The sequence below is a fragment of the Asanoa hainanensis genome, assembly GCF_900188485.1.
Taxonomy (GTDB): Bacteria; Actinomycetota; Actinomycetes; order Mycobacteriales; family Micromonosporaceae; genus Asanoa; species Asanoa hainanensis.
This window is the reverse complement of the sequence record NZ_FZPH01000013.1, coordinates 217,820-236,471: the sequence shown is the minus strand read 5'-3', so window position 1 is coordinate 236,471 and position 18,652 is coordinate 217,820. Positions and strand designations below refer to the sequence as shown.

The following is an 18,652-nucleotide window of genomic DNA, read 5'->3' as shown; positions in this document are numbered from 1 at the left end:
CGGTCGCCCGGCCCGCCGTCTGTTACGCGAGTGATCAGATGCGCGTGCCGGCCGTGGCGTGGAACGCGTGGTGCCGGTCGGCGCGCGGCTTGACGAACACGGTGTCGCCCATGTTCGGCATGTGCCGGCGGTCGGTGCGGATGGTGAACCGCTCCGAGACACCGTCCATCGCGGCGTGGCCGTAGATGTTGGCGTCGGAGCCGAGGTCCTCGACGAGCTCGACGACGACCGGCAGGCCGCCCTCGGTCGGGCCGACCAGGTCGCAGTCTTCCGGCCGGAAGCCGACGGTCACCTTGTCGCCGCCGCCGTTGGCGCGGGCCTTCTCGACCTCTTCGCGGGTCAGCGGGATGACCATGTCGATGAACTTGGCGCCACCGTCGGTGAGCGGCACGGTCTTGATGTTCATGGCCGGCGAGCCCATGAAGCCCGCGACGAAGACGTTGGACGGCTTGTCGTAGAGGTTCCGCGGGGTGTCGACCTGCTGCAGCACGCCGTCGAGCATGACCGCGACCCGGTGGCCCATCGTCATGGCCTCGACCTGGTCGTGGGTCACGTAGACGGTGGTGATGCCGAGCTTGGCCTGCAGCGAGGCGATCTGGGTGCGGGTCTGCACGCGGAGCTTGGCGTCGAGGTTCGACAGCGGCTCGTCCATGAGGAAGACCTGCGGCTCACGCACGATCGCGCGGCCCATCGCGACACGCTGGCGCTGACCACCGGAGAGCGCCTTCGGCTTGCGGCCGAGGTATTCCTCCAGCTGCAGCAGGCCGGCGGCCTCCTTGACCCGGCGGTCGATCTCAGACTTCGAGGTCTTGCGCAGCTTGAGCGCGAACGCCATGTTCTCGTACACCGTCATGTGCGGGTAGAGGGCGTAGTTCTGGAAGACCATCGCGATGTCGCGGGCCTTCGGCGGCAGGTGCGTGACGTCGCGGCTGTCGATGTGAATCGAGCCCTCGTCGACGTCTTCGAGGCCCGCGAGCATGCGCAGGCTGGTCGACTTGCCGCAGCCGGAGGGGCCGACGAGGACGAGGAACTCGCCGTCGCCGATCTCCAGGTCGAGGTGGTCGACCGCAGGCCGTTCAGTGCCCGGGTAGATCCGGGTGGCCTGGGTGTAGGTGACCGTAGCCATGGGGGGACACCGCTTCCTTTCACCGGCAGGAACGTGCCGGACGATCCGAGTGAAAAGAGCTGCCGGCACGTCACCGTGCCGACACCAGTGCTTTGCACCGTAAACGTTTCTCGCATTTGTGCCAAGGGCAGGCCGCGACTCCTGCCCCATTTGCCCTGGCAAGCGCCAGCTGCGTCGCGGCTCGCTATGCTGTGCTCTACCTGCCCCTGTAGCTCAGTTGGCCAGAGCACTCGCCTTGTAAGCGAGATGTCGCCGGTTCGATCCCGGCCGGGGGCTCAGAGACCGCCGCCGAAGCGGGCTACGTGGTGCCAGACCCGTTTCAGGGTTTGGGGGTCGTGTTTGCCGGCGTTAGCCGCCGCGCCGATGATGCGGGCGTCCAGGCGGTCGTCCTGGGCGATGTCCAGGCCCGCCTCGATGATCTCCGGGCCGCGGTAGTCCGGGTGCCGCACGAAATCGGACACCGGCAGCGTGAAGCCCGGGTGCCACTCCACCGGGCAGGCCAGCGCCGTCGCTAGCTCCTCGATCGCCGTGTTTCGGTAGCACGGGTCCAGCACCACGGCCTCGACGTCGTCGGCGAAGCGGAGCACACCGTGCACGTGCGCCTCGATGTAGTCGTCGAGGTAGTCCTGGTCGTCGGCGTCGGCCAGGGCGACCAACGACATCCGGGCCGCGACGCCGAAGTCGGCCGGCTCGAGGTAGCTGTCGGGATAGCAGAAGGTGGTCCGCGGCAGGGTCGCCGCCCGCAGCCGCAGGTGGGCCGAGCCGAACCTGGGTGATCCGCCGACCGCGCGGCGGCGGTGGTTGAGCGAGCCGTACTTCGGTCGTGACTCCGCCAGGGCCGCGTCGTACGCGCCGCCGAACATCCGGCTTTCCCAGCGCCACCGGTCACCACCCGGGAAGGCGGTCAGGCCGCCGTTGCCGGTGCCTGTCTCGAACTGGGAGCGGTAGACGCCGTCCCGGGCCATCGCCACGAGGATCGGCTCGCCCGCGAAGAGCCGGTCCGGGTGGAAGTGCACCGTCACCCTCATGGCGGGGTCCACCGGCGCGCCGACCGAGCGGGCCGCCACGTGCGCGACCGCCTGCTCCCAGCTCATCCACGCCGCCCGGTGATGTTGAGCCGCACGTAGTCGACCGTGTCGCCGGGCGTCCGGTCCCAGACCGCTGCCACGAACTCGGCCCGCCGGTCCGAAGGCACCCGCTGCGCCCACGGCCCGAGCGGCACGGTCTCCAGGTACGACGGCATCTCGTCGGACGCGACCGGGAACGGCTGCAGCCAGCATTCGACGTCGACGAAACCGGACGCGGTGAGCCGGTCCCGGGTCGAGTCCGGGTCGGCGAACAGGAAGGGCGGTGTGAAGTCGACGAAATGCGACCGCCACGCCGGCAACGAAGAGACCTCGTCCGCCGCTGTCCGCAGCGCCGCGATGTTGCCAGCGCCGCCGCACTGGGCGACCAGCCGCCCACCCGGGCGCAGCACCCCGGCCAGCCGGTCGAAGAGCCGGTCGTGGTCGAGCACCCAGTGGAAGGTGGCCGTGGAGAAGATCGCGTCGACGGGCTCCGGCAACGCCAGGTCGAGCAGGTCGACGCGGAGCACCTCGGGCAGCGTCTCCCGGGCGATGGCCACCATCTCCGGGTCGGCGTCGACCGCGATCAGCCGCCCGCGCGGCAGCCGGGCCAGCAGCTTCGCGCTGATCCGGCCGGTGCCGCAGCCGGCGTCCAGCACGGTCTCCGAGCCGTCGAGCGGCAGCCTTTCGAGCACTTGAGCCGCCATCGCGTCCATGGCGACCGACACGCGGTGGTACGCGGCGGCGTCCCAGCTTCGGGCGGTCATCGGCAGGCCGGCGGCGCGAAATCCATGATCGCAATTATGCGCCGCCGGCGCCGGTGCGGGGTCAGCGGAAGTCGGCGTCCTCGCCGTCGACCGGCCGCTCGGAGGACGACCGCGACCACTGGCGGTGCGTCCGCTGGTTGTTGCCGCCGTCGTCGGCCGTCGGCGACGGCGCCGGCTGAGTCCGGGCCGGCGCCTGCGCGGGCTTCTGCGCGGGAGCGGCCGGCTGCTGGGCGGTGCCACCACCGGCCGGCGCGCCACCACCGGCTGGAGCGCCACCATCCTTCGGCGCTCCACCACCGGTCAGCGAGTTGATCAGCGACATGTCGCTGATCGACGAGTTGTTGGTGTCGACGCCCGACAACGGCAGGCTGCCGACGAACGGCAGGCCGACCATGGAGTCGCCGGCTTCGGTGGCCCCGCCGAGGAACCCCGGCGGCATCTCGGCCTCCAGCGCCTCTCCGATCAGCGGCGGCACCAGCGCCTGGCTGAACCCGTCGAGCTCGCCGCCCTTGAGGTCGGCGACACCGAACGAGTTCGGCTCCGGCGCCGCGTGCTTGCCGACCGCACCGAGCGGGTCGTTGGTCAGCTCGTCCAGGGACCCACCGCCGAGACCGCCACGGCCGAGGTCACCGAGCGAGTCGAACGCGCCGGTGCCGAGGCCGCCGAACTGGTCCGCGCTTACCGTGCTGCCCAGGGTCCGCATCTGGGAGTCGCTCCCGATCGTGTTGAGGTTGTCGTCGCTGAGCGTCCGGCCGGTCTGGTCGGCGCCGTCGCCGAGCGCACCCGTCAGCTGGTCCTCGTCGAGCACGCCGCGCGCGGATCCGCCGAGACCCAGGGGATCACCGCCGAGCTCGCCGAGCGGGGATTCCCCGAGCGGGCTGCCGCCGAGCGCGGGCAGCGTCGAGCCCGTCTGCGCCCGGCCGTTGAGCAGTTGGTCGGCGCCGAGGTCCGCGGTGCGGATCGAGCCGGCCGGGTCGTTCGCCAGCGGTCCGACCGAGTCGACCGTGTCCCCGACGGTGTTGACGCCGAGCTTCTTGCCGCCGAACCCGAGCAGGGTGAGGCTGTCCCCCGGCATGGGCGCCGGCGCCGGGCCGGCCTCCAGCGCCGCCGGGTCGACGCCGGCCGCCGGGTCGGACGGGACCGCGCCGAGGAAACCGAGGTGCTGGCCCGGCGCCACGTCCGCGGGCACGGCACTCTGGAGCTCGCCCATCGGCGTGAAGAAGCCGTCGAGTGAACCGCGTAGGTCGTTCACCGGAGAGTCGATCGGGTCGGCCTGTGCGGCTCCGCCCGCCAGAAGCAGGGCGCCACCGGCAGCGACGCCGACCGTACCCACCGCGCGATAGATCCACTTGGTCATGTCAGTCCATTCCGTAGCGCATTAGCGGCATTTACCGCCTAACTCACCAAACGGACCAACGACGCAAGCTCGGATTCCGTTGCTCTCGATGCTCGGTCAGCACCTACGATCCCGTTCATGGTCGTTCCCTGGCGCAATCGGGCGCGTCGCGCGGTCGAGACCCGGATGCTGCGCCAGCCGACGGCCGGCAGCCTGCTGCGACCCAACGGCGACGCCCGGCCGCACTACATCGTCTGTGGGCACGACGCGCTCGCGTACCACCTGGTCAACGCGCTGGGCCCCGCGACGGTGCGGGTGACCGTCGTGGTGCCGCCCAAGCGACACCCCACCGCACCGGACATCACGAAGATCCGCGGCATCAAGGTGATCAGCGCGGACCGCGTCAACGAGGCCACCCTGCGCTCGGCCGGCCTGGAGACCGCCGCCGGGCTCGCACTCATGCAGCAGGACGACGTCGGCAACATCCACGCCGCGTTGACCGCGCACGAGATCGCGACGCGGGTCCGGATCGTGCTGCGGATGTTCAACACCGGTCTCGGGTACGGCGTGAAGCGCCTCCTCGGCGACTGCGAGGTGCTCTCGGACGCGGCGATGGCCGCGCCCACGTTCGTCGCCGCCGCGCTGGGCGAGGTGGCGCCGACCAACTTCCACCACTACGGCCGCACGCTGGTGGTGGCCCGCCGGGCCGACGTGCGCCCCGAGCACGTCGTCTGCGGCATCGCCGACACCAGCGACCCGGGCCACCTGGTGGTGCTGCCCGAGCCGGAAAAGGCCGACCTGGTCCTGGCCGAGGCCACCGGTGCGCAGCCGGCCACCGAGGTCGCCGCCAACCGGATCGCCCGCGCCCGCCGGCTGCGCCGACCGCTCTACGGCACCGGCAAGGCGCTCCAATCGTTCCTGAGCCGGAAGATCGGCATCACCACGGCCGCCGTACTCGCGATCGCACTCGCCTTTGGCTTTCTGCTCTATCGGGCCGACGGCGCCGCGCACCTCGACCCCTGGCAGGCCGTCTACACGACGCTGCTGACCGCGCTCAACGGCGCCGAGGTCGAGATCGACAAGGGCATCGCGGTCCAGCTCATGCAGATCGTGCTCACCGTGGCCGGGCTCGCGCTGGTACCGCTGATCACCGCTGCCGTGGTCGACGCGATGGTCAACGCCCGGCTCGCGCTCAGCGCCGGCCGGCTGGCGGTGCCGCGCGAGGGGCACGTCGTGGTGGTCGGGCTCGGCAACGTCGGCACGCGGGTGATCCGCCAACTGCACAACCTCGGCGTCGAGGTGGTGGCGATCGACAAGGTGCCCAACGCGCGTGGCTCCGTCGTCGCCAAGCAGCTCGGCATCCCGGTCATCATCGGCGACGCCGCGCTGGAGGAGACCCTGGTCGAGGCCTCGGTCGGCGCCTGCCGCGCGCTGGTCGTGGTGTCCACCGACGACGTCACCAACCTCCAGGCGGCGCTCAACGGGCGGGCGTTGCAGGCGGATCTGCGGGTCGTGCTGCGGCTATTCGACGGCGACCTGGCCCAGCGGATCCGGTCGACGTTCGGCATCTTCCGCTCGCACAGCGTGTCGTACCTGGCCGCACCCGAGTTCGCCGCCGTGCTGCGCAAGCGCCAGGTGGTGGCGACCGTCCCGGTGGGCCGGCACGCGCTGCTCGTCACGATCGTGGTGGTCGCCAAGGGCTCCGCGCTGGACGGCCAGCCGGTGCGGGCCGCCGACCAGACCCGCGGCGTACGCGTGATGGCCCTGCTCCAGGCCGGTCAGCGGCCGCGCTGGTCGCCGGCGCCGGATACCGTGCTCGGCCCCGGCGACGAGCTGACCGTGATCGCCCGCCGGGCCGGGCTGAGCTGGCTGATCAAGCAGGCCGGCCCGGTGCCGAACCTGCCGACCCAGCAGGTCCCGGAGGACCCGACGATGGGCGACGGCAGCCCCGCCGGCACCTCGGACTGAGCCGGCTGATCTTCGGCAAGCCTCAGACCGACTCCGCGGACAACGCGGGCACGTCGACGCCGAGCACCGCCTGCTCGTCGGGCCGGTGCACCAGCACGTCCTTCAGGTACGACTGCACGGCCGCCGCCAGCCCGACGTCGCGGCCGGACTCCTCGGAGCGGAACCAGCGGTGCTCGAGCACCTGGGTGAACAGCTCGGCCGGCTCCAGCTTGCGCCGCAGGTCGGCCGGCACCGCCCGGACGACCGGCTCGAACACCTCGATCAACCAGCGGTGGGCGGCCTGCTGCTCGTCGGCCAGGTCGGAGTCGGCGCGATACGCGTCGAGGTCGTTGAGCAGCGCCCGTGCCTGGTTCTCCTCGGCGTCGAGGCCGGTCAACCGGAGCAGCCGGCGGGTGTGGTGGCCGGCGTCGACCACCTTCGGGCGCACGTACGCCCGGCCTTCCTCGCCCACCGACATCGACACCTCGGCGATGTCGAAGCCGAGCTCGTTGAGCCGGCGGATCCGCTTCTCGATCTCGTGCCGCGAGTCGCGGGCGACCTCCTGCTCGAAGGTGACCTCGTGCCAGAGCCGCTCGTACCGCGCGATCACCTCGTCGGCCACCCATTCGGGGTCGATCGCCTCGTCGAGCAGCTCGGCCGCCTGCAGGTCGAGCGCCTCGCCGAAGATGTTCAGCCGGGCGATCTCGACGTCCTCGTTGCGCTGGCCGTTGCTCAGCGAGGGACGCAGCGCGCCGGTCTCGGCATCGACCAGGTACGCCGCGAAGGCGCCCGCGTCGCGCCGGAACAGCGTGTTGGACAGCGAGCAGTCGCCCCAGAAGAAGCCGGTCAGGTGCATCCGCACGAGGAGCGCGGCGAGCGCGTCCAGCAGGCGGTTCATCGTCTCCGGGCGCAGGGTGTGCGAGAACACGGCGCGGTACGGCAGCGAGAACTGCAGATGCCGGGTGACCAGCACCGGGTCGAGCGGCTCGCCGGCGGCGTCGGTGCGGTCGGCGACGATCGCCACGGCCTCCACGGCCGGGAAGTCGATGCGCTCGAGCGACCGGAGCAGGTCGTACTCGCGCTCGGCGACCCGCTCGCCGGTCTCCTTCACGGCATAGACGGTGCCGGCCAGTCGGACGAACCGCACGACGTGCCGGGAGATGCCCTGGGGCAGCGCCACGAGGTGGTCGGCCGGCCACTCTTCCAGCGGTGTCGACCAGGGTAGGTCGAGCAGCGCCGGGTCGATGAGGGCCGAGGTGATCCGCACGGGTACAAGTCTGCCCGCTCACCTCGCCGCTACGCAGGTGTCCGTGGCTCGTTACACAGTGGCGAGATGATCTGATTGTCTGCTCTGGGGCTTTTCTCCTGGCTGGCAGTCCACGTAGGAGCCGATGGGAGACAAGGATGCGGCGGAGTCTGGCGCTGATCGCCGGTGCGTGCACGGCGGTGGTCCTGGCGGGCGCGACGGCGTACGCGATGACCAACGACCCGATCGAGGCACAGCCGGTCGGAAGCGCGGGGCTCGGGCGGGCCGAGGCGCCGTTGGACGCGGGCGCGGCGCCGGCTGACGCACCCGCCGCCGCTGGCAAAGCCGCCGCCCCCCGGGAAAAGGGCATCGGCCCGGTCATCGACGCCGTCGGCCGCCAGCAGGTAGGCGCGCTGGAGTCGGTCGACAGCCTGCTCGACTACCGCAGTGAGGGCGCGACCCAGACGTTCTCCTACCCGGGCGCCGAGTACGTGAAGGTGCACTTCGCCGAGCTGACGATGCTGCCGGGCGACTACGTCACGGTCGCCGACCCGGCCCGCACCGAGGTGCACCGGATCGACAGCGACCCGTTGGACGTGGTCGGCGGCCTGCTCGGCAGCCGGGCCGAGGCGGACGGCGACGGTGCCGTCGCCGGTGCTGGCCGGTGGGCGATGTCGGTGACCGGCGACACGGCCGTCGTCACGCTGCACCGGGCCGTCCCCGACCCGCTGGGTGTGCAGGAGGTCGCCGGCCTCGGCGTCCGGGTCGACAAGGTGGCTCGCGGCTTCACGGACACCGAGCAGGAGGCGGCCGACGCGGGCGATCGCGCGCTGACCGAGAACGGCCGTGAGGAGAGCGTCTGCGGCCGCAACGAGGCCCGCGACGCCGTTTGCTACAAGTCGGCCGACCCGGCCGCGTACAAGAAGTCGAAGGCGGTTGCCCGGCTGCTGATCAACGGCACCGAGCTCTGCACCGGCTGGCGGCTCGGCACGACCAACCGGATGCTCACCAACAACCACTGCATGGTGACCTCCGGCGACGCGTACGACACCGAGGTCTGGTTCGACTACCAGTGCACCAAGTGCGGCGGGCACGCCGTGTTCAAGGCGACCAAGGTGTGGGGCGACAAGGTGCTGAGCACCAACCGGGACCTCGACTACACGCTGTTCACGGTCGAGAACTTCGCCCAGGTGCAGAAGTTCGGCTACCTGACCATCGAGCCCGCCCGGCCGACCCGCGGCAGCGAGGTCTACATCCCGCAGCACCCGGGCGGCGACCCGGGCATGATCGCGATGGGCAGCGACAAGGACAGCGGCGGCATCTGCGCGGTCAACGATCCGGCGTACGACGGCTACACCACCGACAGCGACGTCTCGTACTACTGCGACACCGCGGGCGGTTCGTCGGGTTCGCCGGTGATCTCCCGCAAGACCGACCGGGTGATCGCCCTGCACCACTTCGGCGGCTGCCCGAACAGCGGTGTCCGGATCGACCTGATCTACAACCGGATCAAGAAGCTGCTCTGAGGTCTCGTTGGGCGGGCCGACCGGTCTGGCGCCGCGCGGATACCGTGGTCACGTGCGAAACGCGATCACCGAACGTGTGGCGGCGCTTCGGCTCCAGCCGGTCCGGCCCGCCGGCTGGTGGTTCGACGCGCTCCTGGTCGGCCTGTTCGCGCTGCTCACCGGCGTGCTGGCCGCCGGCGGCCTGCTCGGCCTCGACACCGCGACGCACGACTGGGTGGTCAGCCACCAGACGCAGGCGACGTTCTGGCTGGCCCGGGTCTTCAACTTCCTCGGCCAGGGCACCCCGCTCACCCTGATCAGCCTGGCCATCGCCCTGTTCCTGGCGGTCCGCCGCCGCAACATCTGGCCGATCCTGCCGGTCGTGGCCGCGTTCCTGATCACCGGCATCGTGATCATGCCGCTGAAGATCTGGACCGAGCGGGCGGCTCCGGGATACGAGGGCCCCAACGCCGTCGACCTGTTCAACAGCACGATCCCGGCGGGTGAGTACGACGTCAGCTACCCGTCGGGACACCTGGTCAACACCGTCGTCTGGTACGGCGTGATCGCCCTGCTCCTGGCACCGTGGCTGAACCGCACGGCCCGGCTGTGGCTACGCATAGCCCCACCGGCGATCGTCTTCGTGACCACCATCTACCTGGACTACCACTGGCTGACGGACTCGGTCGCCGGCGTACTCCTGGGCGTGTTCATCTCCCGCTTGATCGACCGAGTCCCATGGCAGCTACCCTCCCGCGAGCCGCAAAGCAGCGATCGCTGAAGGGTGAGCATGAGGTCTTTCCACGTCTGAGTCGGAACGCTCGCGGCAGCCGCCGCCCTCTCCGGGTGCACGGAGCAGGTCCAGGGCTCCGGCACTGCCGCAACCCCGGTCGCCGATCGAAGTTCGGCTTGCCTGGCCGCCACCAAGACCATGGACGACGTGGAGCGCCTGGCATACGACGCGATGGGTGGTGGCGCGCGGGTGGCCGACCGTCTCGCCGAGCTGACCACCGCGATGCGATCCGCGGCGGACGGCGATGCGGAGCTCGACGCCGCTCTCGAACCGCACGCCGACCGGGCCGCCAACGCGATCGAGGTGCTGGCCGGCAACGACCCGGCAAAGGTGGACGCGCTCGACACGGACGCGGTGGAGGCCTCCGAGGCAGCGGTGCGCAAGCTCTGCGCCGACCCGCGGAGCCCGAGCCCCGCCGCGGCCGACCAGGCGCTGGTGCGCACGGCCTGCGCCAAGGTCACCGCCCTCGAGGAGGGCGACGGGGTCAAGGCCGCGGACCTCTTCAAGTCGATGCTCGGCGGCTTGGTGTCGGCCGCGGACCGCGCGAAACTGGCGGGACTCCTGGGCCGCATGAGCGAGGGCTACGACGAGCTGTACTGGGAGCTACCCGTCGACGGGACGGGCCCGTTCCGGAACGCACTGTTCCAGGTGGGGTCCGCCTACGACATCGCGGCCTACCACCTCGAACAGCCGGACGGCGTAACCCAGGCGCGTGACCACCTGGCCCAGAAGGCCGTGCGGTCCAACTTCGCAACGGTCCACGAAACCTGCGGCGTCGGCGAGTAGGGCAGGCGAACGAGCCTCGCGCGCCAGCTCGGCCTGCGCGACGCGGCCGGGCTCGGGCTCGATGCGCGGCGCCGGCGTCTTCGTAGTCTTCGCGTCGGCCGCCGCCGGTCGATTAGACCAGCGCCTTGGGCGCGGAGGCCATGGACCATCGAACCGGCGACATCTCACTTACAAGGCGAGTGCTGTGACGCTGTTCAGTTGCGGGCCGTCAACCGAGATGTGAGCTAACGAGCGCGTTTTCGTGACCTGGCAAGGTTTGCGCGGCGCCGCTCGTAGTTCACCACGCCGGTGTGTGTCAGCCAGTAGACGCCAGGCTTTCGTGCACAGGCCAGCGCGCAAATGTGCTCGAGATTTGTGCCGAGTAGAAGCAGGATTTGGGCGATCGTCGCCGCGCCGGGCAGCAGAAACATGTGGATCTTGGCGTCGAGGTACGCGCGGAGTTCGTTCTCCCGTTCCAGGATGTGCTGGTCTCGTCCGAACACCACCCATCCGTTGGTCCCCGCCACGGGAAGCCAGTCCTCGTCGAGCAGTTGCTTTTCGAGCCGGTCGCGGCCAAAGACGGATCCGGGCGTATGTACGCGGTAGCCCAGGCCGGCGATGAACCGGCGGACCGTTCGGCCCGCCATGTTCTCATCGATGTAGAACTCAGGCGGCGCGGCCCAGGAGGATGCGAGTGGCGGTGCGGACATCCGCGGCGTCGATCCCGAACTCTTCGGCGACGGTGTCAGCGTCTTCTCCCGCCTTGATCATTCCGGCGACATCGGCCACCCTCGTTCCGGTGCCAGCAAATACCGGCTGCCCGAACGAGCGGCGTACGTCAACGACGATCTTGGTTGGTAGCCAATGCCGTAGCTCAAGTAGCGCCGGCAGGCCCTCCGCGTCCCATGCGATGTAGGACATCTGATCCTTGACGATTTCCCGAATGACCTGCTGGTGGGTGTCACCAGCAATCAGACCTTCGCCTTCTGCGCTTTTGGAGAAGTCCCACAGGACGTCGATGCCATCGGTAGCCAGTTCCGGCGCTACGAGGACATAGTCGCGCCCGAACTCGCGCTGGAGCCTGTTGAGAGCTGGCCGAATTCGTTGTGGCCGCACACCTGCGTCACGCAGCGCCTCGAGGACGTGGGCCTCGGCCAGCGCGATGAAGGTCACGGGTAGTGCCGCGCCGTCGTCTACTACGTGAAGCAGCCGCTCGCCACGCTCGTAACCCTTAGCCCAACGGTGAAAGGTCTGCCTGGGAACGCGCAGGTATCGGCCGGCCTGCGAGAGGTTGAGCAGGCCTTGGGTGAACCTGTCATCTGCACGGGCGGCGGGCATGTCCACAGCGTCGCATAGAGAGAGCAGCAAATGCATCACGTCTTTGAACGACACCTGACGGTGTTCCGCCGAGTCCTCCATGCACATCGTGTGAGCGAGAACGGAGGTTTCTACCGTCTCCTAGGTGTGGGAACGGTGATGGTTCGCGTCGCGTTCCGCGTCCGGGGCTGTGCCGGTGCGGATGGCGCGTAGGACCGGCCAGACCGTGATCAGGCCCGCTCCCCAGACGAGCAGGCTGGCTCCGCCGCATAGCCAGCTCACCGCGTTCTCGTCGCGCAGGCTGAAGACCACCGTCGCCAGTAGGAGGGCGCCCGCCAGGGCGCTGCAGAACATGAAGGTCAACAAACGCCGCCTTGCGGTCACCTAGGCATCATCGCGGACCCGTGCCACTCGGCGCGGACAAACGGGCGGGGCGTCAGCTGACCCAGGAGCCCGCGCGCATGACGCGGACCACGCGTAGGTCCGCGTCCAGGATGGCCAGGTCCGCTCGCCAGCCCGGTTGGAGGGCGCCGACCGTGTCGCCGAGGCCGATCGCGCGGGCCGGGGTCGTCGCGGCCATCCGGCAGGCGTCGACGATCGGGATGCCGGCGCCGACCGCCTGGCGCAGCGCCGCGTCCATGGTCAGGGTGCTGCCGGCGATCGCGCCGTCGCTGGCCAGGCGGGCCACCCGGTCGCTGACCGTGACCGCCTGGCCGCCGAGCTCGTACGCGCCGTCGGGCATGCCCGCCGCGGCCATCGCGTCGGTGACCAGGGCGGCCCGGTCGGCTCCCGTGACCGAGGCGGCGAACGAGAGAGTGCCGTCGTGCAGGTGCACGCCGTCGGCGACCAGCTCGCAGACCACGCTCGGCGCGCCCAGCAGGGCGAAGACCGGGCCCGGCTCGCGGTGGTGCGGCGGGCGCATCCCGTTGAAGACGTGCGTGCCGACGCTGGCGCCCGCGTCGACCGCGGCCAGCGTCTGCGCGTACGACGCGTCGGTGTGGCCCACGGCGGCGACCACCCCGTGCGAGACCAGCATCCCGATCGCCTCGACCGCGCCCGGCAGCTCCGGTGCGATCGTGACCATCCGGACCGCTCCGCCGCCAAGCGTGATCAGCTCAGCCAGCTCGGAGACCGACGGATCGCGCAGGAACGACGGGTTCTGCGCGCCGCACCGGACCGACGACAGGTACGGGCCCTCGAAGTGGATGCCGGCCAGTACCCCGGCGTCGACCAGCGGCGTGAACGCCGCCGTGGCCGCGCGCATCAGCGCGAACGGCGAGCTGACCAGGCTCGCGAACAGCGTCGTGGTGCCGTGCCGCAGGTGGAACGCGGCCGCGCGCAGCGCGGCGTCCGGGTCGCCCGTGGTGAACGTGTCACCGCCGCCGCCGTGGTTGTGGATGTCGACGAAGCCCGGGACGATCCACTGTGGATCGCTGACGTCCGAAGGAGTGACCGCGCCGATCTGGCTGCCGGTCACCTCCACCGAGCCCGTCACGACGCCGCTCGGCGTCACCACCCGTCCGTCGATCCTCACGCCGCCTCCAGAGCGTCCCCACCGAGCAGGCCGGCGCCGAGGCAACCCGCCGCGTCGCCGAGTGCCGCTCGGACCAGCGCCGGTTCGCGCTGGAAGGTCAACCGGGCCCGCAGCCCCGCGCCCAACGGCTCGAGAAGCTGCGCGCCCGCTTCGGCCAGGCCGCCGCCGATGACGATGACCGCCGGGTCGAACAGCGTCTGGGCGATCGTCAGCCCGTCGGCGAGCGCGTCGACCACCTCGTCCCACGCGCGGACCGCGAGCGGGTCGCCGCCGGCGGCCGCGGCCGCCACCTCGGCGGCCGACAGCGCGACGCCGGCCAGGTCGGTGTAGCGGCGGGCCAGCGCGGACGCCGATGCCACCGCCTCCAGGCAGCCCCGCTGGCCGCAACCGCACTGCGGGCCGCCGGGGCGGACGACGACGTGCCCGACCTCGCCGGCCGCGCCGTGCGCGCCGGCGAAGGCCCGGCCGTCGACCACGTGGGCGGCCGCGATGCCGGTGCCGATCGCCACGAACAGGACGTGCCGCTGGCCGGTGCCGGCGCCCAGTCGGGCTTCGGCGACCCCGCCCGCGCGCACGTCGTGGCCGAGCGCCGCGGGCAGGCCGAGGCGATCGGACACGAGCTTTCGCAGGGGTACGTCGCGGAAGCCCACGTTGGCCGCCCAGACCGCGACGCCGTGCTCCTCATCGACCACCCCGGGCACCGCGAGGCCGGCCGCCACGGGGGTGAGCCCCTGGGCGCGGGCGGTGTCGGCCAGGCCGGCGGCCACGCCGAGGATCGTGTCGACCACCGCGGCGCCCCCGGCGGCTGCGTTGGTCGGGTGCCGTTCGGCGTGCCGCAGCTCGCCGGCGCGCGAGACCAGGCCGCACTTCATCACCGTGCCGCCCACGTCGAGCGCCACGACCACCTCGGTCATCGCTGGTCCAGCACGACGGAGCGGGTCAGGTTGCGGGGCGCGTCGGGGTCGAGCCCGCGGTGCTGCGCCAGCGCCACCGCGAACCGCTGCGCCAGGATCAGCTCGGCCATCGGATCAAGCGTGTCACCAGCGCGGCCGCTCACAAAACTTGCCCCGGTCGCAATGACCTCGGCGGCGAGCCCGGGCGGCGGCGGGCCGAACGACCAGACCGCCCGGCCGGGCGCGGCGATCGCGATCGGGCCGTGCCGGTAGTCCATCGCCGGGTACGCCTCGGTCCAGAAGGCCGCCGCCTCGCGGCACTTGAGGGCCGCCTCCTGGGCCAGCCCGACCGTCCAGCCCTGACCGACGAAGGTCACCTGCTCGACGGCGGCGGCGTCCAGCGGCACCGCGACGTCGAGGGCGCGGCGGGCATCCGACGCCAGCGCGGCGACGTCTTCGCCCAGACCGGCCCGGAGCAGGGCCAGGGCGGTCGTGGCGAACCGGGTCTGCACGACCGAGCGCTCGTCGGCGAAGGGCATCGCGATCGCCGTGCCGGCGACGGAAGCGGCGCCGCCGGCCGGGTCGCCGACGATGGCCAGGGACGGGCCGGACAGGCCCGCGAGCAGGTCGACGACCTCCGTGGTGGTGCCGGACCGGCTGATCGCCACGACCAGGTCGTAGCCACGGCCGCGCGGGAACTCCGACGCCTGGAACGCGTCGGTCTCGCCGTGGCCGAGGCTTTCGCGGCGGGCGGCGTACGCCATCGCCATGAACCAGCTCGTGCCGCAACCGACGACGGCGACCCGCTGGCCACGGCGCGGCAGCGGACCGAGGTCGAGCGCCGCCGCCTGGGACCAGGCCGCCGGCTGGGTGGCGATTTCCGCCTCGACGTACGTCACCGAGCACCCCCACGGGAGCTTGCGCGAATCAGTTCGATAATCGCTGTTTCCGCGCGTTATTGTGCAGGAAGACGTATCGTGCGGCAAGCGTGCGCGGATCGCGCACGAGCGCGCATCCAAGACGTTGCTTGCCGGCCGTTTCGCGCACTAGTGTGCACGCAATTACAGGGTCCGTGCCAGGGGGTCGATGTGGACCGGTACGCGCGTTGGAACGCCCTGCTCGAGCTGCTGACCGAGAGCGGCCGGGTGAGCGTCGAAGACGCCGCGGAGCGCCTCAACGTCTCGCAGGCGACCATCCGCCGCGACTTCGACCAGCTCGGCCAGCAGCAGATGATCACGCGTACCCGGGGCGGGGCCGTGGCGAACGGCGTCTCCTACGACCTGCCGCTGCGCTACAAGACCGCGAAGCACTCCGCGGAGAAGCAGCGCATCGGCGCGGCCGCCGCCGCCCTGGTCGAGCCCGGCATGGTGGTCGGGCTCAACGGCGGCACCACGACCACCGAGGTCGCCCGCGCCCTGGCCATGCGCCCCGACCTCAACTCCGGTGCCGACGGCGCCCAGCTCACGGTGGTCACCAACGCGCTCAACATCGCCAACGAGCTGCTGGTCCGGTCCCGGATGAAGATCGTGGTGGCCGGCGGCGTGGTGCGGCCGCAGTCCTTCGAGCTCGTCGGCCCGCTGGGCAGCGCGCTGCTGCGCGAGGTGACCCTGGACGTGGCGCTGCTCGGCGTCAACGCCATCGACGTGACCCTGGGCGCGGCGGCGCACCACGAGGGCGAGGCGTCGATGAACGCGCTGATGGTCGCCCGGGCGCGGCGTGTCGTGATCATCGCTGACTCGTCCAAGTTGGGCGGTCACGCGTTCGCCCGGATCTGCCCGATCGACCGGGTGGACACCCTCGTCACCGACTCCGGAGCGTCACCAGAGGCGATCGAGTCGTTCCAGGCCGTAGGCGTGCGGGTGATCAACGCATAGCGGTCTATCCGAATATCTACATACCCAGTACTGTGTGCGCGATCCGACCACGGGAGACGGGGAGCGCACGTGCCGGCCGTACTGGAGATATCGGGTCTGGAGAAGACCTATCGGAGCAGACGCCGGGGGGCCCGCAAGGCGCTCGACGGCTTCGACATGGTCGTCGAGTCGGGCCAGGTGCACGGCTTCCTGGGTCCCAACGGCTCCGGCAAGACCACCACGCTGCGTACGCTGCTCGGTCTGATCGCACCCAACGGTGGCCGGATGATGCTGCTCGGCCAGGAGGTGCCGGCGGCCCTGCCGCAGGTGGCCGGCCGGGTCGGCGCGATCGTGGAGAGCCCGCAGTTCTTCCCCAACTTCTCGGCGCACGACACGCTGTCGCTGCTGGCCGACGCGGGCGGCGTGCAGAAGCAGCGGGTGACCGAGGTGCTCGAGCTCGTCGGCCTGCGTGACCGGGCCGCGGAGCGGGTGCGCACCTACTCGCTGGGCATGAAGCAACGCCTGGCCGTGGCGTCCGCGCTGCTGAAGAAGCCCGACCTGCTGATCCTCGACGAACCCGCGAACGGGCTCGATCCCGGTGGCATCCGGGAGATGCGCACGCTGATGCGCGGGCTCGCCGAGTCCGGCATGACGGTGTTGCTGTCCAGCCACATCCTGGGCGAGGTGCAGCTCATCTGCGACTCCGTCACGATCATCTCGCGCGGGCGCCGGGTGGCCTACGGTGCGGTCGCGGAGGTGCTCGCGCAGCACGCCGGCGGCGGTGTCACCGTGCGGATGGAATCCGCCGAAGACCAGTCGGTCGCCGCCGAGATCCTGATCGCGGCCGGTGCCCGGGTCACGCCGGACCACGACCGCCTGATCGTCAGCAACGTCGAGAAGCCGGCGTGGGTGACCCGCACGCTGGCCGAGCGCGGCTACTACGTGAGCGAGTTGGCGCCGGTGAAGGTCGACCTGGAAAGTGTCTTCCTCGAGCTGACCCAGACCGCGCCGGTCGCGGGCCAGGCCCGCCAAGTCGACGACTCCGCGGTCGCGCCGGCGCAGGGCGGGTGGGGGTTGTGAGCCTGACCAAGGCCGAGGTGCGCCGGCTGTTCAAGCGCCGGGTCACCCGCATCTTCCTCGTGATCACGCTGGTCGGGCTGGCCATCTTCCCGATCGTCTTCGCCCTCAACAGCAAGCCCAACAGCCCGGAGGCGCGTGCCGCGGCGCAGGCGCAGGCCGACCAGGCGTACCGGCAGGCCCAGGTCGAGTTCGAGCGGATGACCGCGGAGTGCGAGGCCGCCAAGGCCCGGGGCGAGACCGGCCTCGACGACCGCTACGGCCCCAACTGCGGCGCCGACTACGGCCCGCGGCCTGAGTACTACCCGGCCGAGCAGTTCCTGCCGTACGAGTTCAACTTCCAGGAGGAGTTCGCGCCGTCGCTGGCCGTGCTCTCGGCGATCCTGGCGCTGGCGGCGTTCGTCATCGGCGCGTCGTTCGTCGGTGCCGAATGGAGCACCGGCGGCATGATGAACCTGCTGCTCTGGCGGCCGCGCCGGCTACCCGTGCTGTTCACCAAGCTCGGCGTGCTGCTCGGCTCGATCCTCGGCCTGACCGCGGTGCTCGGCGCCCTGTGGACGGCGGCGTTCTGGTCGATCGGCCGCTACGACGGCGACCTCGGCAAGCTCACCGCGGGCGTGTGGCAGTCGCTCGGCCTGACCGGCCTGCGCGGCGCGACGATGGTGCTGCTCGCCGCGACCGTCGGGTTCTGCCTGGCCTCGATCGGCCGGCACACCGCGATGGCCCTGGGCGTCGGCATCGGCGCCGTCGTGGTCAGCGAGATCGGCCTGCGGGTCGCGTTCGAGTTGCTCCAGGTGCGCTACGGCGACCGGTACGTCCTGTCGACGTACCTCATCGCCTGGTTCGACAAGAGCATCACCATCACCGACTGGCGGGCCTGTCAGTTCGCGCAGACCGCATGCGAGCCACCGGAGTACGTCGTCACCTGGCAGCACGCGTCGGTCTTGCTGGGTGTCGTGCTGGTGCTGTCGGTCTTCGGCGCGGCGTGGTCGATGCGGCGGCGCGACGTCGCCTGACGGGACGTCTTGATCACAGTGAATGAGCGGTGCACGGCGGCCTGGCCGCGGTTAGTCTGGTTGGCATCCCGTGGTCCCTGGTGATGCAGGGTCGACGTCGAGGAGCGCCATGATGCCTGCCGTTGACCAGGCCGACACCAACGACGAAGACGACCAGGTGGCACAGCCGTCCGCTGTGGACACTGGGCTGACGGAGCGCGAGGAGCAGATCCTGGCGTTCGAGCGCAAGTGGTGGAAGCACGCCGGCGCCAAGGAACAGGCCATCCGCGACGCGTTCGACCTGTCCGCGACCCGTTACTACCAGCTGCTCAACGGCCTGCTCGACAACCCGGCGGCGCTGGCGGCCGAGCCGGTCGTGGTGTCCCGGCTGCGCCGCCTGCGCTCCACCCGGGCCCGCTCCCGGCGGCGATAAG

At 71.1% G+C, this 18,652-nt stretch carries 19 protein-coding genes and 1 tRNA gene; 9 read left to right on the top strand and 11 right to left on the bottom strand.

Going from position 1 to position 18,652, the window contains the following annotated elements; genetic code table 11:
• Positions 1-34: 34 nt before the first annotated feature.
• Positions 35-1,126, bottom strand: coding sequence for an ABC transporter ATP-binding protein (locus tag CHC05_RS28485; protein WP_089253650.1), 1,092 nt, complete (start codon positions 1,124-1,126; stop codon positions 35-37).
• 202 nt (positions 1,127-1,328) lie between these two features.
• Here CHC05_RS28485 and CHC05_RS28480 point away from each other — a divergent pair.
• Positions 1,329-1,402 (top strand) — tRNA-Thr (locus CHC05_RS28480).
• Here the strand turns inward: CHC05_RS28480 and CHC05_RS28475 are convergent.
• From CHC05_RS28475 to CHC05_RS28465, 3 genes are all read right to left on the bottom strand, one after another.
• Positions 1,402-2,220: a DUF3626 domain-containing protein gene (locus CHC05_RS28475; protein WP_089253649.1), complete on the bottom strand. Its 819-nt coding sequence runs from the start codon at positions 2,218-2,220 to the stop codon at positions 1,402-1,404. The two genes, CHC05_RS28480 and CHC05_RS28475, sit on opposite strands and share 1 nt — an antisense overlap.
• Complete coding sequence (locus CHC05_RS28470; RefSeq protein ID WP_089253648.1) at positions 2,217-2,957, bottom strand: class I SAM-dependent methyltransferase; 741 nt, start codon at positions 2,955-2,957, stop codon at positions 2,217-2,219. The genes CHC05_RS28475 and CHC05_RS28470 overlap by 4 nt, the downstream gene beginning before the upstream one ends.
• Positions 2,958-3,018: 61 nt before the next feature.
• On the bottom strand, positions 3,019-4,314 hold the full coding sequence (locus CHC05_RS28465) for a hypothetical protein (protein ID WP_089253647.1): 1,296 nt from the start codon (positions 4,312-4,314) through the stop codon (positions 3,019-3,021).
• Between the two features lie 117 nt (positions 4,315-4,431).
• On the opposite strand from CHC05_RS28465, the gene CHC05_RS28460 reads away from it, so the two are divergent.
• On the top strand, positions 4,432-6,261 hold the full coding sequence (locus tag CHC05_RS28460; RefSeq protein ID WP_089253646.1) for an NAD-binding protein: 1,830 nt from the start codon (positions 4,432-4,434) through the stop codon (positions 6,259-6,261).
• Between the two features lie 22 nt (positions 6,262-6,283).
• On the opposite strand, the gene CHC05_RS28455 is transcribed toward CHC05_RS28460, so the two are convergent.
• Positions 6,284-7,507 (bottom strand): DUF4032 domain-containing protein, encoded by a 1,224-nt coding sequence (locus CHC05_RS28455; RefSeq protein WP_089253645.1) that lies wholly within the window; start codon positions 7,505-7,507, stop codon positions 6,284-6,286.
• A gap of 137 nt (positions 7,508-7,644) precedes the next feature.
• Here CHC05_RS28455 and CHC05_RS28450 point away from each other — a divergent pair, with 137 nt between their 5' ends.
• From CHC05_RS28450 to CHC05_RS28440, 3 genes are all read left to right on the top strand, one after another.
• Positions 7,645-9,012 (top strand): trypsin-like serine peptidase, encoded by a 1,368-nt coding sequence (locus CHC05_RS28450; RefSeq protein ID WP_089253644.1) that lies wholly within the window; start codon positions 7,645-7,647, stop codon positions 9,010-9,012.
• A gap of 52 nt (positions 9,013-9,064) precedes the next feature.
• Positions 9,065-9,772, top strand: coding sequence for a phosphatase PAP2 family protein (locus CHC05_RS28445; RefSeq protein ID WP_245871264.1), 708 nt, complete (start codon positions 9,065-9,067; stop codon positions 9,770-9,772).
• A gap of 159 nt (positions 9,773-9,931) precedes the next feature.
• Positions 9,932-10,570: a hypothetical protein gene (locus tag CHC05_RS28440; RefSeq protein ID WP_144022807.1), complete on the top strand. Its 639-nt coding sequence runs from the start codon at positions 9,932-9,934 to the stop codon at positions 10,568-10,570.
• Positions 10,571-10,794: 224 nt separating this feature from the next.
• Here CHC05_RS28440 and CHC05_RS28435 read toward each other — a convergent pair whose 3' ends face one another.
• Genes CHC05_RS28435 through CHC05_RS28410 form a run of 6 tightly spaced genes read right to left on the bottom strand, consistent with a single transcriptional unit; the run spans position 10,795 to position 15,192 of the window.
• Positions 10,795-11,196 (bottom strand): PIN-like domain-containing protein, encoded by a 402-nt coding sequence (locus CHC05_RS28435; RefSeq protein ID WP_144022806.1) that lies wholly within the window; start codon positions 11,194-11,196, stop codon positions 10,795-10,797.
• A gap of 19 nt (positions 11,197-11,215) precedes the next feature.
• Complete coding sequence (locus tag CHC05_RS28430) at positions 11,216-11,968, bottom strand: DUF433 domain-containing protein (RefSeq protein ID WP_218824706.1); 753 nt, start codon at positions 11,966-11,968, stop codon at positions 11,216-11,218.
• Positions 11,969-12,007: 39 nt separating this feature from the next.
• Positions 12,008-12,250, bottom strand: a complete 243-nt coding sequence (locus CHC05_RS28425) for a hypothetical protein (protein WP_144022805.1) — start codon at positions 12,248-12,250, stop codon at positions 12,008-12,010.
• Between the two features lie 52 nt (positions 12,251-12,302).
• Positions 12,303-13,400: an N-acetylglucosamine-6-phosphate deacetylase gene (gene nagA / locus CHC05_RS28420; protein ID WP_245871263.1), complete on the bottom strand. Its 1,098-nt coding sequence runs from the start codon at positions 13,398-13,400 to the stop codon at positions 12,303-12,305.
• Positions 13,397-14,314 carry an ROK family protein gene (locus tag CHC05_RS28415; RefSeq protein WP_089253640.1) on the bottom strand — a complete coding sequence of 306 codons (918 nt, stop codon included), beginning with the start codon at positions 14,312-14,314 and terminating at the stop codon, positions 13,397-13,399. The genes nagA and CHC05_RS28415 overlap by 4 nt, the downstream gene beginning before the upstream one ends.
• Positions 14,311-15,192, bottom strand: a complete 882-nt coding sequence (locus CHC05_RS28410) for an SIS domain-containing protein (protein ID WP_089253639.1) — start codon at positions 15,190-15,192, stop codon at positions 14,311-14,313. The genes CHC05_RS28415 and CHC05_RS28410 overlap by 4 nt, the downstream gene beginning before the upstream one ends.
• Before the next feature lie 189 nt (positions 15,193-15,381).
• On the opposite strand from CHC05_RS28410, the gene CHC05_RS28405 reads away from it, so the two are divergent.
• The 4 genes from CHC05_RS28405 to CHC05_RS28390 all read left to right on the top strand — a co-directional run bounded on the left by CHC05_RS28405 (position 15,382) and on the right by CHC05_RS28390 (position 18,651).
• A complete protein-coding gene (locus CHC05_RS28405; RefSeq protein WP_089253638.1) occupies positions 15,382-16,167 on the top strand; it encodes a DeoR/GlpR family DNA-binding transcription regulator in 786 nt (261 codons plus the stop codon).
• A gap of 69 nt (positions 16,168-16,236) precedes the next feature.
• Positions 16,237-17,226, top strand: coding sequence for an ATP-binding cassette domain-containing protein (locus CHC05_RS28400; protein WP_089253637.1), 990 nt, complete (start codon positions 16,237-16,239; stop codon positions 17,224-17,226).
• On the top strand, positions 17,223-18,239 hold the full coding sequence (locus CHC05_RS28395) for an ABC transporter permease subunit (RefSeq protein WP_089253636.1): 1,017 nt from the start codon (positions 17,223-17,225) through the stop codon (positions 18,237-18,239). Before CHC05_RS28400 ends, CHC05_RS28395 begins: the two co-directional genes overlap by 4 nt.
• Before the next feature lie 70 nt (positions 18,240-18,309).
• A complete protein-coding gene (locus tag CHC05_RS28390) occupies positions 18,310-18,651 on the top strand; it encodes a DUF3263 domain-containing protein (protein WP_425426856.1) in 342 nt (113 codons plus the stop codon).
• Position 18,652: the final 1 nt, after the last annotated feature.